Origin of the sequence: Xanthobacter pseudotagetidis (genome assembly GCF_043194795.2) — a bacterium.
In the GTDB taxonomy this organism is placed as follows: domain Bacteria; phylum Pseudomonadota; class Alphaproteobacteria; order Rhizobiales; family Xanthobacteraceae; genus Xanthobacter; species Xanthobacter tagetidis_A.
The window spans coordinates 2940811-2954750 of sequence record NZ_CM195534.1 but is presented as its reverse complement, the minus strand read 5'-3'; the positions used below and the strand labels follow the sequence as shown (position 1 = coordinate 2954750).

Annotated in this window: 13 protein-coding genes; 10 read left to right on the top strand and 3 right to left on the bottom strand. The window is 70.1% G+C overall.

What is annotated here, in order from left to right; all coding sequences use genetic code 11:
• The first annotated feature begins 1 nt into the window (after window position 1).
• The 4 genes from V5F67_RS13510 (at window position 2) to rpmG (ending at window position 2855) form a co-directional block, all read left to right on the top strand.
• Entirely contained in the window at window positions 2-505 is a 504-nt protein-coding gene (locus V5F67_RS13510) for a DUF983 domain-containing protein (protein WP_394017325.1), read from the top strand.
• Window positions 502-1323, top strand: a complete 822-nt coding sequence (locus V5F67_RS13505) for an NUDIX hydrolase (RefSeq protein WP_394017326.1) — start codon at window positions 502-504, stop codon at window positions 1321-1323. The genes V5F67_RS13510 and V5F67_RS13505 overlap by 4 nt, the downstream gene beginning before the upstream one ends.
• 69 nt (window positions 1324-1392) lie before the next feature.
• Window positions 1393-2550, top strand: coding sequence for an MFS transporter (locus tag V5F67_RS13500; RefSeq protein ID WP_394017328.1), 1158 nt, complete (start codon window positions 1393-1395; stop codon window positions 2548-2550).
• 137 nt (window positions 2551-2687) lie between these two features.
• On the top strand, window positions 2688-2855 hold the full coding sequence (gene rpmG, locus V5F67_RS13495) for a 50S ribosomal protein L33 (RefSeq protein WP_121622253.1): 168 nt from the start codon (window positions 2688-2690) through the stop codon (window positions 2853-2855).
• 657 nt (window positions 2856-3512) lie between these two features.
• On the opposite strand, the gene V5F67_RS13490 is transcribed toward rpmG, so the two are convergent.
• Complete coding sequence (locus V5F67_RS13490; protein WP_394017330.1) at window positions 3513-3881, bottom strand: response regulator; 369 nt, start codon at window positions 3879-3881, stop codon at window positions 3513-3515.
• A 96-nt stretch (window positions 3882-3977) separates the two neighbouring features.
• On the opposite strand from V5F67_RS13490, the gene V5F67_RS13485 reads away from it, so the two are divergent.
• Window positions 3978-4313 (top strand): DUF3572 domain-containing protein, encoded by a 336-nt coding sequence (locus V5F67_RS13485; RefSeq protein WP_394017331.1) that lies wholly within the window; start codon window positions 3978-3980, stop codon window positions 4311-4313.
• Window positions 4314-4320: 7 nt separating this feature from the next.
• Window positions 4321-5610: a DNA polymerase IV gene (locus V5F67_RS13480; RefSeq protein ID WP_394017333.1), complete on the top strand. Its 1290-nt coding sequence runs from the start codon at window positions 4321-4323 to the stop codon at window positions 5608-5610.
• Between the two features lie 27 nt (window positions 5611-5637).
• On the opposite strand, the gene zigA is transcribed toward V5F67_RS13480, so the two are convergent.
• The gene (zigA, locus tag V5F67_RS13475) at window positions 5638-6852 is read right to left on the bottom strand and encodes a zinc metallochaperone GTPase ZigA (protein WP_394017335.1); all 1215 of its coding nucleotides are present in this window, start codon (window positions 6850-6852) and stop codon (window positions 5638-5640) included.
• A gap of 224 nt (window positions 6853-7076) precedes the next feature.
• Complete coding sequence (phaC, locus tag V5F67_RS13470) at window positions 7077-8831, bottom strand: class I poly(R)-hydroxyalkanoic acid synthase (protein ID WP_394017810.1); 1755 nt, start codon at window positions 8829-8831, stop codon at window positions 7077-7079.
• 877 nt (window positions 8832-9708) lie between these two features.
• Here phaC and V5F67_RS13465 point away from each other — a divergent pair.
• The 4 genes from V5F67_RS13465 (at window position 9709) to glpX (ending at window position 13854) form a co-directional block, all read left to right on the top strand.
• Entirely contained in the window at window positions 9709-9945 is a 237-nt protein-coding gene (locus V5F67_RS13465) for a hypothetical protein (RefSeq protein WP_394017336.1), read from the top strand.
• Window positions 9946-10101: 156 nt separating this feature from the next.
• Window positions 10102-11322 (top strand): LL-diaminopimelate aminotransferase, encoded by a 1221-nt coding sequence (locus tag V5F67_RS13460; protein ID WP_394017338.1) that lies wholly within the window; start codon window positions 10102-10104, stop codon window positions 11320-11322.
• Window positions 11323-11542: 220 nt separating this feature from the next.
• A complete protein-coding gene (locus tag V5F67_RS13455; RefSeq protein WP_394017339.1) occupies window positions 11543-12841 on the top strand; it encodes a homoserine dehydrogenase in 1299 nt (432 codons plus the stop codon).
• 32 nt (window positions 12842-12873) lie between these two features.
• Window positions 12874-13854, top strand: coding sequence for a class II fructose-bisphosphatase (glpX, locus tag V5F67_RS13450; protein ID WP_394017341.1), 981 nt, complete (start codon window positions 12874-12876; stop codon window positions 13852-13854).
• The last annotated feature ends 86 nt before the right edge of the window (window positions 13855-13940 follow it).

Below are 13940 nucleotides of genomic sequence, written 5' to 3'. Positions count from 1 at the left end.
CATGAACATGACCGTCACGAGCCGCCTCGCCGCCCCTGCCTCGTCCAGCGACGCTCCGGGCAAGACCGCGACGCCGCCCGCCCCGCGCTCGGTGCCGCAGGCGCTCCTGCGCGGCGCCATGGGATGCTGCCCGGCCTGCGGGGCGCGCGGCATGTTTCCGCGCTACCTCAAGGTGACGCCGGCCTGCGCCCAATGCGGCGAGGAGCTTTACCACCACCGGGCGGACGACGCCCCGCCTTATGCCACCATCCTGGTGGTGGGCCATGTGGTGGTGCCGCTGATGGTTCTGGTGGAGGAGCTGTTCTCCCCGCCGCTCGGCGTCCACATGGCGCTCTGGCTGCCGCTGACCCTGGTGCTGTGCCTCGCGCTCCTGCCGCTCCTGAAGGGCATGCTGGTGAACCTGCAGTGGGCGCTGCGCATGCACGGCTTCGATCCCGCCAGCGTAGAATATGAGCCGATGGCCGCCGCCGAGTCGGCCCCCCAGAAGGCCGCGGCCCGTCCATGAGCGCAGGCACGAAGACGGCCGGAACGGCCAAGAGCCCAGGAGCGGCCAAGAGCCCAGGAACGGCCAAGAGCCCAGGCGAGCCCGAACCCGACATCCTGGTGAAGCTCAACGCCGCCGAGCGGCGCATGGACTGGCCCAACTGCCGGCCGAAGGACGCGGCGACCATCATCCTGCTCGACCGCAAGGGCAAGGTGCCGCGCATGCTCATGGGCCGGCGCCATGCCGGCCACCGCTTCCTGCCCAACCTCTACGTCTTTCCCGGCGGCCGCCTCGAAGCGGCCGATGCCCGCATGCCGGTGCACGGCGTGGTGGACGCGGAGAGCGAGCGCCGCCTGATGGAGCGGGTGCAGCGCCCGACTTTGTCGCGTTCGCGCGGGCTCGCCGCCGCCGCCATCCGCGAGCTGTTCGAGGAGACCGGCCTCCTGCTCGGCACCCGCGACCTCGGCGCCCCCAAGGCGCCGGCCAAGGATTGGGGCATGTTCGAGAGCGAGGGCGTGTTCCCAAACCTGGAGGCGCTGACCTACGTGGCCCGCGCCATCACCCCGCCGCGCCGGCCGAAGCGCTTCGACACCCGCTTCTTCTGCGCCGACGCGGATGCGGTGTGCGGCCAGGTGGCGGGCGTCGTCGGGCCGGACGCGGAGCTGACCGAGCTGCGCTGGCTCTCCTTCCGCGAGACCGAGGCGATCGAATTGCCCGCCATCACCCGGGCGATCCTGTCCGAGATCGAGGCCCGCATCGAGGCCGGCTTCGCGCCGCGCCTGCCGGTTCCGTTCTTCTTCTGGCGCGGCGGCCGCTTCCAGCGCGAATACCTGCCATAGTTCACCGCCTCAGCTTCCCGCACTGATTCCCGCCTCCCGATGCATGCGCCCGCCGGGCCACAGGCCCCCATGAGCCAGAAGAGCCGCACGGCCTCCATCACCGCCGCCATCTCCGCCATCGCCGTGGTGGGGGTTGGCATCAGCCTGTCCATCCCGCTCCTGGCGCTGGAGCTGGAGTCGCGCGGCATCTCCCGGACCCTCATCGGCATGAACACGGCGGTGGCGGGTATCGCCACCATCTTCACCGCCCCGTTCGTGCCGCTGCTGGTGCGCAAGCTCGGCGTGCGGGTGCTGCTGACGCTCGCCATCGCTGTCACCGCCGCGAGCCTCCTTGCCTTCAAGGCGGTGGGATCGTTCGCGCTCTGGTTCCCGCTGCGCTTCGCCTTCGGCGCGGCGCTGTGCGTGCTGTTCGCGGTCAGCGAGTTCTGGATCAATGCGGTGGCGCCGCCGCACCGGCGCGGGCTCATCATGGGCATCTACGCCACGGCGCTCTCGGTGGGGGCGGCGCTCGGGCCGGCGATCCTGAGCGTGCTCGGCGCGGCGGGGTGGGAACCCTATGTGGCGGGCGCCGCGGTGCTGCTCGCCGGCGCCATCCCGATCCTGCTCGCCAACGGCATGACGCCGCGAATCCATGACGACGACCATCACGGCGTCCTCGCCTTCCTGCGGCGCTCGCCGACCGCGCTGCTGGCCGCTTTGGTGTTCGGGGCCATCGAGACCGCGGTCATGAGCTTCCTGCCGCTCTACGGCCTCAGGCTTGGCCTCGGCGAGGGCCAGGCCTCGCTGCTGCTCACCGTGGCGGTGCTGGGCAACGTCGCGTTCCAGATCCCGCTCGGGCTCGTCAGCGACCGGGTGGACAGGCGCCTGCTGCTGCTCGGCTGCTCGCTGGCGGGCACGGTGGGGGCGCTGCTGCTGCCGCTGATGCAGGTGGACGGCCCCTATTTCCTCGCCACCGTGTTCCTCGCCACCGGCGTCGTCGGCTCGCTCTACACGGTGGGCCTCGCCCATCTGGGCGCGCGCTTCCACGGCGCGAATCTCGCGGCGGCGAACGCCGCCTTCGTCATGCTCTATTCGGTGGGGCTGATCGCGGGGCCGCCGGCGGTGGGGCTCGGGATGGACTTGGCGGACCCCTACGGCTTCGCCTATGTCATCGCCGGCACGCTGGGGGCCTATGCGCTGATGGTGGCAAGCCGTCTCGCGCTGCGCCGGACACCCGCCGGGCCTTGACATTGCCGGCTTCCTGAGCGAGGTTCCGCGCCCACGAGCCGCCTGCCCGGCAGCGCGATCGTCGATTTTTTTCTCGTTCGCGGCATTTTTCGTTCGCGGACAATCGCGCGCTGAAAGCGGCACCCAGGGATCAAGACATGGCCAAGGCTGCAACCATCAAGATCAAGCTCCTGTCCAGCGCGGACACGGGCACCTTCTACGTGACCAAGAAGAACTCGCGCACCAAGACCGACAAGCTCGTGCTCAAGAAGTACGATCCGGCGGTGCGCAAGCACGTGGAATTCCGCGAGACCAAGATCAAGTGATCCGGCCGGCGGCGCGCCTGCGCCGCCGCAGCGTGATCCTTCGCGAGAGATGGGGCGCCGCGCGGCGCCCTTTTCTGTTTGCGGGGCTGGAGAGCTGGCCGGCGCTCTTTTGCATGGCATCCTTTGTGTAATTGGCTCCCGGGTGAACCATCCCATCAGTCGAGGGGGTGGCGGGCCGATGGAACGCCCCCAATCCCAGCAACCGCCGTCATGCTCCGGCTTGACCGGAGCATCCATCCGCTGGCGGCTGGGCACGCCGCCAGCGTCCATGGGCCCTCCGGTCAAGCCGGAGGGCGACGGAGCGAGGGAGACGGCCGCGGAGCGATGGGCAGGGCCATGGAGCGACGGGACGGGCCGTGGAGCGATGGAAGCAGAGCGGCGGATGTGGATGGCCGGCGGGGAGCGCACGGGGAGGCCTCCCGAACACGCTCACCCGCCGGCCAAACCCCACGGACCCAGGAGATGCGGCGGACCTGAGCACTCCGCAGGGTTGTCTCGATCGGGCGCGGAGATGGCGAACGCGACCGCTGCGCAAGGATGCAGTCTTTGCGCGCGCCACTCCGCCCCGGACCTTCAAGATATCTTAACAGTAGCTCAATACGGCCCGCAGGAAAAGCAGGCGATTCGCCCTGTCCCCGGCCGCCGTCGCAGGCCGCCCTAGCCGCCCGCATACTGCCGCACGGTGGAGAGGAACTGCATCACCGAGATCGGCTTCGACAGGTAGGCCTCGCAGCCGCCGGCGCGGATGCGCTCCTCGTCGCCCTTCATGGCGAAGGCGGTCACGGCCACCACCGGGATCGACCGCAATTCAGGGTCCGCCTTCAGCTTGCGGGTCACGTCGAGGCCGGAAATCTCCGGCAGCTGGATGTCCATGATGATGAGGTCCGGCCGGTGGGCACGGGCGAGCTCCACCGCCTCCACTCCCGAGCGGGTCTCCACCGTGCGGTAGCCATGGGCCTCAAGAAGGTCGTGGAAGAGCTTCATGTTGAGCTCGTTGTCCTCGACGATCATCACCGTCTTCGCCATGGCGCCTCGCCCGCTCGTCCCCTGCCCCCGCTTCGCAGCACCGCGCGGACGTGGTGGAATGGCGACAGCTAGACCCCATTCCTTGCGGAAGAGCAAATGGCACTGAAGGACAACCAGACCCCCCAGCCGAAGGGCCTGATCGCCCAGCGCGCCGCCGCCGAGCAGGTGGCCGTCGCCGCCCTCGCCTTCATCGCCGCCGATGGCGAGCGCCTAGTGCGGTTCCTGGGCGAGACCGGGCTCACGCCGGCGAGCCTGCGGCAGGCGGCAGGCCGGCGCGACTTCGGCGCCGGCGTGCTCGCCTTCCTGATCGCCGACGAGGGCCTGCTGCTGGCGTTCGCAGAAGAGCAGAAGCTCGACCCACGCCATGTGGTGGGCGCGCACGACATCCTGGCGCCGCCCTTCGATCCCGATTCGACCGTCCGGCGCTCCTGAGACGGCCGTGAGCGCGGCCCCCGGCTTCTGCCGCGACTGCCTCGCCGAGGCCGGGGCAGGCCCGCGCTGCGTCGCCTGCGGCAGCCCGCGCCTCGTTCGGCACGCCGAGATCCACCGCCTGACGGTGGCGCACGTGGACTGTGACGCCTTCTTCGCCGCGGTGGAGAAGCGGGACGATCCCTCCCTCGCGCACGTGCCGCTCATCATCGGCGGCGGCAAGCGCGGCGTGGTGTCCACCTGCTGCTACATCGCCCGCATCAGCGGCGTGCGCTCGGCCATGCCCATGTTCAAGGCCAGGGCGCTGTGCCCCGAGGCGGTGATCCTGAAGCCGAACATGGAGAAGTACCGCATCGCCGGCCGGCAGGTGCGCGCGCTGATGCAGGCGCTGACCCCGCTGGTGGAGCCGCTCTCCATCGACGAGGCCTTCCTCGACCTCGGCGGCACCCAGGCGCTGCACGGCGCGAGCCCGGCGCTCATCCTCGCCCGCTTCGCGCTGGAGGTGGAGCGGCAGGTGGGCATCACCGTGTCGGTGGGGCTCGCGCCCAACAAGTTCCTGGCCAAGATCGCCTCCGACCTCGACAAGCCGCGCGGCTTCTCGGTGCTGGGGTCGCAGGAGGCGGCGGCGTTCCTGGCGCCGCGCCCGGTCACCTTCATCTGGGGCGTGGGGGCGGCGTTCGGGGCGAAGCTCGCCAAGGACGGTTTTTCCACCATCGCCGACCTGCAGCGCGCCGCGCCCGCCGACCTCGCGCGCCGCTACGGCGCCGAGGGCCTGCGCCTGTCGCGGCTCGCCTTCGGCCAGGACACCCGCAAGGTCGATCCCGGCCGCGAGGCCAGGAGCGTCTCCGCCGAGACCACCTTTGATGCCGATATCGCCGCCCTGCGCCCTCTGGAGCAGGCGCTCTACGGCCTCGCCGAGGAGGTGAGCGCGCGGCTGAAGAAATCGGCGCTTTCGGGTCGCACCGTGACGCTGAAGCTGAAGACCGCCGATTTCCGCATCCGCACCCGCGCGCGCACCCTGGAGAGCCACACCGCGCTCGCCGGCCGCATCTATGCCGCCGCGCACGATCTGCTGGCGAAGGAGGCCGACGGCACGCGCTTCCGCCTCATCGGCGTCGGCGTCTCCGATCTCGGCACGGCGGAGGCGGCCGACCCCTCCGATCTCGTGGACACCGGCGCCAGCCGCATGAAGGCGGCCGAGGGCGCCATGGACCGCCTGAAGGAGAAGTTCGGCCGCGACGCCGTCACCCGCGGCATCCTGCTCGACGCCGACATCCGCGGGCGGCGCAAGGGGCGGTGAACCCCCTGCTTTGTTCGGCGTTTCGCCTCAGGTGGGCGCGGCCTCCCACACCGGGAACGGGTCCGGCAGGTGCTTCAGCTTCTCGGCATCGAAGCGCAGCGGATCGGCGGGGCCGACGAGGCACGCATCGAGCGCGGCGCGCATGGCGCCCTCGTCCAGCCCCATGCCGATGAACACCAGTTCCTGCCGCCGGTCGCCATAGCCGGGCACCCAGTGGGCGCGCAGCCAGGAGCGCCAGTCGGGCTGGGTCGGCCAATTCTCCTGCGGCACGCTCGCCCACCAGCGGCCGATGGTGCCGGTCTGGCAGATGGCGCCGGCAAGGCTCATCTCGCCCACCCGCTGGGGGCGCGTCGCGAGCCAGAACAGGCCCTTGGCCCGCACCAGCCCCGGCCAGGTGCGCGCCAGGAAGGCGTTGAACCGCTCGGGGTGGAACGGCCGGCGTGCCCGGTAGACAAAGCTCCCGACGCCGTATTCCTCGGTTTCCGGCATGTGATCCTTGAAGCCGTTCAGCTCCTTGAACCAGAGCGGATGGGCGCTGGCGCGCACGAAGTCGAAGCGGCCGGTGCCGAGCACCTCCTTCAGCGGCACGGTGGAATAGTCGGTCTCGATCAGGCGGGCATCGGGATTGAGCGACTTCACCACGCCGCGCACCACCGCGCGCTTGTCGGCATCCACCGCCGAGATCTTGTTGAGCACGATCACGTCGGCGAATTCGATCTGGTCGGTGAGCAGGTCCACCAGGGTGCGTGCGTCCTCCTCGCCCGCGGTCTCGCCACGATCGCGCAGGAAGTCGCGGGAGCTGAAATCCTTCAGCAGGTTGGCTGCGTCTACCACGGTCACCATGGTGTCGAGCCGGGCGATGTCGGAGAGGGAATGGCCCGCCTCGTCGCGGAAGTCGAAGGTGGTGGCCACCGGCAGCGGCTCGGCGATGCCGGTGGATTCGATCAGCAGATAGTCGAAGCGCCCATCCTCGGCGAGCCGCCGCACCTCGTTCAGGAGGTCATCGCGCAGGGTGCAGCAGATGCAGCCATTGGTCATCTCCACCAGCTTCTCCTGGGTGTGGGAGAGATTGGCGCCGCCCGCGCGCACCAGTTCGGCGTCGATGTTCACCTCGCTCATGTCGTTGACGATCACCGCCACCTTGAGCCCCTCGCGGTTGGCGAGGATGTGGTTGAGCAGCGTGGTCTTTCCCGAGCCGAGAAAGCCGGACAGGACGGTCACGGGCAGGCGGGCCTGAGGCATGGGTTGCGCTCCTTCGGGTCCCGGCCGAAGCCAAGGCGCAGGCGCCGCGGCGCCCGTGCCCCCGGCACGGCTTCGTCCCATAAATGATATATTATATCATTAAAGGGTGCGAAGGAGGGACGCAAGGGTTCGCGGTCAGGAGATCGCGCCCGGTGGAGCGGGAGACGAGGGGGCGATGGGGGCCGGCGGGCGCGCCGCCGGCGGAGCGCGGCGGCGCCTTTTCGTCAGGAGCGCTGCTTCACATAGCGGCCGGGGGCATCCTCGATCGGCTGGAAGCGGCCGCCACCCACCGCGCGCGCCTCCACCTCGTCGGGGTGGAGCGCCGAGAACCATTGCAGCCAGTCCGGCCACCAGGAGCCCTTGTGCTCCCGCGCGCCGTCGAGCCAGGCCTCGAAGCTCGGCCCCACAGGTCCGTCCGCCCAGTACTGGTACTTCATCTTGGCCGGCGGGTTCACCACCCCGGCGATGTGGCCGGAGCCCGCCAGCACGTAGCGCACCGGGCCCGAGAGCATGTTGGCGCCGATGAACACCGAGTTCGGCGGGGCGATGTGGTCCTCCCGCGTCGCCAGCGAATAGACCGGAACCTGGACCTTGGTCATGTCGATGCGCACGCCGGAGAGGTCGGCGAGGCCGCGGGCGATGTTGTTGGTGAGGTAGCAGTTGCGCAGATAGTAGGAATGGTTCGCCGCCGGCATGCGGGTGGAATCGGCGTTCCAGTAGAGCAGGTCGAACGGGAACGGCGCCTTGCCCTTCATGTAGTTGTTCACCACGTAGGGCCAGATCAGGTCGTTCGAGCGCAGCATGTTGAAGGCGGACGCCATCTTCGAGCCTTCGAGATAGCCCATCTCCTTCATCTTGCGCTCCAGCACCGCGAGCTGGGCCTCGTCCACGAACACCTTCAGGTCGCCCGCATGGGTGAAGTCGATCTGGGTGGTGAGGAAGGTCGCGCTGGCGATGCGGTCGTCGCCGGTGGCGGCCATGTAGGCCAGCGTCACCGCCAGCAGCGTGCCGCCGACGCAATAGCCCACCGTGTGCACCCGGCGCTCGCCCGAGGCGATGGCCACCTGGTCGAGCGCGGCCATGATGCCGTCGCGCATGTAGTCGTCGAAGCCCTTGGCGGCGAGGCGCGCGTCCGGGTTCACCCAGGAGATGGTGAACACGGTGAGGCCCTGCTCCACCAGCCACCTGATCATCGACTTCTCGGGCGTGAGGTCGAGGATGTAGAACTTGTTGATCCAGGGCGGAACGATCAGCACCGGCGTCTTCTTCACCCGCGCGGTGGCGGGCGCGTACTGGATGAGCTGCATCAGCTCGTTCTCGTACACCACCTTGCCCGGCGTCGTGGCGAGGTTCCGCCCGACCTCGAAGGCGCTCATGTCGGTCTGGCGGATCCTGAGCGTGCCCTTGCCTTCGATCAGGTCCTCGGTGAGGTGCTGCATGCCCTTCACGAGGTTCTCGCCGGACGAGGACAGCGTCTCGCGGATGATCTCCGGATTGGTGACGACGAAGTTCGAGGGCGAGATGGCGTTGGAGACCTGGCGCACCAGGAACTCGGCCTTGTGCTTGGTGTGGTCGTCGAGGCCCTCGGCCTCCTCCACCATGTCCTCGGCCCATTTGGAGGTGACGAGATAGGCCTGCCGCAGGGCGTCGAAGATCGGGCTGTCGCTCCAGCCGGCGTCCTTGAACCTCGGGTCCTTGGGGTCGGGCGCGACCACCGGCGTCACCTCCTCGCCGGCGAGGCGCTTCATGGTGTTGGCCCACACCGAGAGATAGCCGCCCATGAGCCGGCTCTGCGCCTCGATGGTGCGCTGGGGGTCGGCCATCCAGTATTCCGCCACATGGCCCACGGTCTTGAGCGCGTCGGCGATGTCGTCGGCCATGTCGTCCTTGCGGCCGGCCTCGCGCGGGCCGAGATAGGCGGCCATGGCCTTGCCGCCCTCCTCGACGAGGCGGGCGAGATTGCGCGAGAAGGCCTCGATATCGAGGCCCGCCGGCCCCTGGCCGGCCTCGCTGCCGCCGGTCCCGGCGCTGCCCCTCCCGTCCTTGGCCTGTGCGGGAGCGGACTGTGGGGGAGCGGCCTGTGGGGGAGCGGCCTGGGTCGGCCTTGGCGGCGCGGGCGCGGCGGCGGGCGCTGCCGCCGACGGCGGGGAAAGGGCGGCCAGCGCCTCCTGGATCGAGGCGAGCTGCTGGGCAGGCTGAGGCGGCGGCACGTCCTCGACAGGTATTTTCTCGGCGGGAGCCTCCTCGGCCGGCGCGGGCGGCAATGGCGGCAGGTCCATGGCCGGACCGGAGAAGGGGGCGAGCACCGCGGCCGCGACCTCCTTCATCATCTCGGCGGGCGTCGCTTCCGGTGGTGCCGCCTCCGGTGGCGCCATGAAGGGATCGCCGGTCAGGAGCGGATCGGCGAGCGCCGATTCGTCCGAAGGCGCGAAGCCGGGGTCCGCGGCCGCCGGCTGCGTCACGACCTCATTGGCTAGCGCCGCGGCCTGCGTGTCGCCGGCAGCGGGCTCGCAATCGGTCTCGGCATGCGCCATGCCGGCGCCGGCGGCATCGCCCCCCTGCCCGGTCCGCATTTCGGCGTGCCCGGAGGTTTCCTCGGCAGCGGACATCCGCTCTCCCCTCGATGCGGGCGATGCCGGATTGCACCCGCTTAGTTCTCGATCAAGCGTTAGGACTCTTGTTTCCAGCTTCCGCCATATTAGCGGGTGAATGTGCCCTTATCGAGCCTCCCGAGCGGAGGCGGGGCCACATGGGGACAATGCCTCAGCCGTGACTTTTCTTTGCCGACGCGAGACTTCATCGCGGCACATCCCGGCGTCGCCGGCCACCACGGCCGGACGCGGGCTCGCTGCCGCGTTGCTGGTTGCGGTCCTCGGCGGCTGCGCCGCCGATGGTCCGCTTGCTTCCATCACCCCGCCCAATCCCGACGTTCCGCAAGTGGAGGCGGACAATTTCCCCTCCATCGGCACCCAGCCCACGGGCCGGCCGCCGCCGCTCTCCGCCGAGGACCGGGCCAAGCTCCAGGCCGACCTCGAAGCCCTGGCCAAGGATCGCGAGGCCAAGCTGAAGAGGTCCATCGGCGCCGACAACTGACGGGCGGCTGCCGCGTTGCGGCACGATCTTTCCCCGCGGAAGCCGCAATCATTGCTTTTTCATTCACCGAACAGTGCTAAAAAGCCCGACTGCCGCGCCGGGAGAAGAGGTTGCGCGGCGACGAACGGCCGCGTGGCGGCCCCTGGAGCTCTGACGATGACCACCGATTTTCACCGCATTCGCCGGCTGCCGCCCTACGTGTTCGAGCAAGTGAACCGTGTGAAGGCCGCCGCCCGCAATGCCGGGGTGGACATCATCGACCTCGGCATGGGCAATCCGGACCTCGAGGCGCCGGCGCACGTGATCGAGAAGCTGAAAGAGACCATCGGCAAGCCGCGCACCGACCGCTATTCAGCCTCCAAGGGCATTCCCGGCTTGCGCAAGGCCCAGGCGGGCTATTACGAGCGCCGCTTCGGCGTGAAGCTCGATCCCGAGCGCCAGGTCGTCGCCACGCTCGGCTCCAAGGAAGGCTTCGCCAACATGGCGCAGGCCATCACCGCGCCCGGCGACGTGATTCTGACGCCGAACCCGTCCTATCCCATCCACGCCTTCGGCTTCCTCATGGCCGGCGGCGTCATCCGCTCGGTGCCGGTGGAGCCTGGGCCGGAATTCTTCCACGCCATGGAACGGGCGGTGAAGCACTCCATCCCCAAGCCGATCGCCGTGGTGCTGTGCTATCCCTCGAACCCCACGGCCTGCGTGGCGGATCTCGAATTCTACCGGGACGTGGTGGCGTTCGCGAAGAAGAACGACCTGATCGTGCTCTCCGACCTCGCTTACGCCGAGCTCTATTACGACGACGTGCCGCCGCCCTCGGTGCTGCAGGTGCCGGGCGCCATGGACGTGACGGTGGAGTTCACCTCCATGTCCAAGACCTATTCCATGCCCGGCTGGCGCATGGGCTTCGCGGTCGGCAACGAACGCCTCATCGCCGCGCTGTCGCGGGTGAAGTCCTATCTCGACTACGGCGCCTACACGCCGATCCAGGTGGCGGCGGCGGCGGCGCTCAACGGCCCGCAGGAGTGCATCGCCGAGATGCGCGAGACCTACAAGAAGCGCCGCGACGCGATGGTGGAGAGCTTCGGCCGCGCCGGCTTCCCGGTGCCCTCGCCGCGCGCCTCCATGTTCGCCTGGGCGCCGATCCCCGAGCCGTTCCGGGCCATGGGCTCGGTGGAGTTCGCCAAGCTGCTGATCGAGAAGGCGGAGGTGGCGGTGGCGCCGGGCGTCGGCTTCGGCGAGCACGGCGACGATTATGTGCGCATCGCCGTGGTCGAGAACGAGCAGCGCATCCGCCAGGCGGCGCGCAACATCCGCCGCTTCTTCGACCAGGCCGGCACCACGCTGCACAACGTGGTGCCGCTCAGCGCCGCGCGCTGACGCGGAGCGCGGTCCGGACGGATCGACCCATCCCGCCCGGAACCCGCGCCCGGACTTTGAGACAGAGCCGTCCGCGCCGCACGCCGGCCGGGTGGTTTCCTGGCTTCCGTCGGAGACGGACGTGTCGCTGGGGCCGTCACGGCCTCGCGGCATCCGGCTCCAGCCCGCCGCGGCCCGCACGGCGCCGCGGCCGCCCGACGAAAAGAGAACCGGTTCGACCATGAGCGACTTGAAAGTGGGCCTCGCGGGCCTCGGCACCGTCGGGGCCGGGGTGCTGCGCATGCTGGCACGGCAGGAGGCGGAGATCGCCGCCCGCACCGGCCGCCGCATCAAGGTGGTGGCGGTGGCGGCGCGCGACCGCGCCAAGGACCGCGGCGTCGACCTCTCCCAGGTGGCCTGGTTCGACGATCCCGTGGCGCTCGCCCGCGAGGGCGAGATCGACGTGTTCGTGGAGCTGATGGGCGGCGAAGGCGACCCGGCCAAGGCCGCGGTCGCCGCCGCCCTCGACGCCGGGCGCTCCGTGGTCACCGCCAACAAGGCCCTGCTCGCCCGCTGCGGCGTCGAGCTGGCGCGCCGCGCCGAGGCGACCGGCGCCGCGCTTCTGTTCGAGGCAGCGGTGGCGGGCGGCATCCCGGTGGTGAAGACCCTGCGCGAGGCCATGGAGGGCAACCGGCTGTTCCGCGTCTCGGGCATCCTCAACGGCACCTGCAACTACATCCTCACCCGCATGGCGGATGAAAAGCTCTCCTTCGCCGTCTGCCTGAGCGAGGCGCAGCGGCTCGGCTATGCGGAGGCGGACCCGACCTTCGACATCGACGGCTACGACACCGCGCACAAGCTGGCGCTCCTTACCTCCCTCGCCTTCGGCACCAAGGTCGATGCCGAGGCGATCTACGTCGAGGGCATCCGCCAGCTCACCCTGGAGGACCTCGAGGCGGCCGACGACCTCGGCTACAAGGTCAAGCTCTTGGGCGTCGCGGTGCGCACCGATGCCGGCATCGAGCAGCGGGTGCATCCCACCATGGTGCCCAAGCACTGGCCGCTGGCGCAGGTGTCCGGCGTCACAAACGCGGTGGCGCTCGACGGCGACGCGGTGGACCTGACCCTCGTCGGCCCCGGCGCCGGGGGCGATGCCACCGCCTCCGCCGTGGTGGCGGACCTCGCCGAGGTGGCGCGGGGCGCCCGCCCGTTCGCCTTCGGCATGCCCGCCGACCTGCTGCTGCCGGCAGAGCGCGCGCCCATGCAGCGCCACGAGGGCGGCTATTACATCCGCCTCGCGGTGCTGAACCGGCCCGGCACGGCGGCGATCATCGCCGGCCGCATGGCGGACCAGCACATCTCGCTGGAATCCATCGTCCAGCGCCGTCCGGTGGGCCTGAAGGCCGAGCCGGAGACAGCCAACGTCATCCTCATCACCTATGCCACCACCGAGGAGGCCGTGCGCCGCGCCATCGCCGCCATCGAGGCGGAGGGCGTCGTCGCCTCCCTGCCCCAGGTGATCCGCATCGAGAAGGATTGAGGCCATGGCATCGAGGCCCGGGGAGTGAAACCATGAGCATGATCAGGATGCCTCAGGCGCTCGACCGGCGCCTGGCCCTGGAGATGGCGCAGATCACCGAGCGTGCCGCCGTCGCCGCCGCCCGGCTGCGCGGCCGGGGGGACGAGCAGGCCGCCGACCTCGCCGCCATGGAGCGCGCCTACCGGGAGCTCTCGCGCATGCCGATCGCCGGCACCGTGGTGATCGGCGAGGGCGACGAGGGCGAGGTGGAGCACTTCTTCGTCGGCGAGACGCTGGGCGCCGGCGGCGAGAAGGTGGACGTGGCGGTGGACGCGCTCGAAGGCTCCACCCTGTGCGCCAAGAACATGGAGGGCTCGATCTCGGTGCTGGCGCTGGCCGAGCCGGGCTCGCTGCTGAAGGTGCCGCCGGCCTACATGGAGAAGCTCGCCATCGGGCCCGGCTATCCGGAAGGCATCGTCTCGCTCACCCAGTCGCCGCAGGACAACATCGCCGCGCTGGCCGAGGCCAAGGGCGTGCCGCCCACCGAGATCACCGCCCTGATCCTCGACCGGCCGCGGCACGCGCCGCTGGTCGAGGCGGTGCGCAAGACGGGCGCCGCCATCAAGCTCATCAGCGACGGCGACGTGGCGGGGGTGATCCACACCACCAACCCGGACGAGAGCGGCATCGACATCTATCTCGGCCTCGGCGGGGCGGCCGAGGGCGTGCTGGCGGCGGCGGCGCTGCGCTGCATCGGCGGCCAGATGCAGGGGCGCCTCGTGCTCGACACCGAGAAGAAGCGCGAGCAGGCGAAGCGCCTCGGCATCCGCGATCCGGCCAAGATCTACCGCCTGGAGGACATGGTGCGCGGCGACTGCCTGGTGGCGGCCACGGGCGTCACCGACGGCGCGCTGCTGAAGGGCGTGCGCTTCTCCCGCGACGTGATCTTCACCGACACCGTGGTGATGCGCGCGGCCACCGGCACGGTGCGCCGCATCGCCGCCGAGCACCGGGACTTCACGAAGTTCGCCTGAAGTTCGGTTCGCCTGAAGTTCGCCGGAAGAGCGGCAGCCCCGGAGCACCGGGGCTGCGCGCGGGACGACCCCGCCCGTGGCTACCG

Coding starts and splice junctions, on each gene's coding strand:
- V5F67_RS13510 (WP_394017325.1), top strand. CDS start 2: ATGAACATGACCGTCACGAGCCGCCTCGCCGCCCCTGCCTCGTCCAGC.
- V5F67_RS13505 (WP_394017326.1), top strand. CDS start 502: ATGAGCGCAGGCACGAAGACGGCCGGAACGGCCAAGAGCCCAGGAGCG.
- V5F67_RS13500 (WP_394017328.1), top strand. CDS start 1,393: ATGAGCCAGAAGAGCCGCACGGCCTCCATCACCGCCGCCATCTCCGCC.
- rpmG (WP_121622253.1), top strand. CDS start 2,688: ATGGCCAAGGCTGCAACCATCAAGATCAAGCTCCTGTCCAGCGCGGAC.
- V5F67_RS13490 (WP_394017330.1), bottom strand. CDS start 3,881: ATGGCGAAGACGGTGATGATCGTCGAGGACAACGAGCTCAACATGAAG.
- V5F67_RS13485 (WP_394017331.1), top strand. CDS start 3,978: ATGGCACTGAAGGACAACCAGACCCCCCAGCCGAAGGGCCTGATCGCC.
- zigA (WP_394017335.1), bottom strand. CDS start 6,852: ATGCCTCAGGCCCGCCTGCCCGTGACCGTCCTGTCCGGCTTTCTCGGC.
- V5F67_RS13460 (WP_394017338.1), top strand. CDS start 10,102: ATGACCACCGATTTTCACCGCATTCGCCGGCTGCCGCCCTACGTGTTC.
- V5F67_RS13455 (WP_394017339.1), top strand. CDS start 11,543: ATGAGCGACTTGAAAGTGGGCCTCGCGGGCCTCGGCACCGTCGGGGCC.
- glpX (WP_394017341.1), top strand. CDS start 12,874: ATGAGCATGATCAGGATGCCTCAGGCGCTCGACCGGCGCCTGGCCCTG.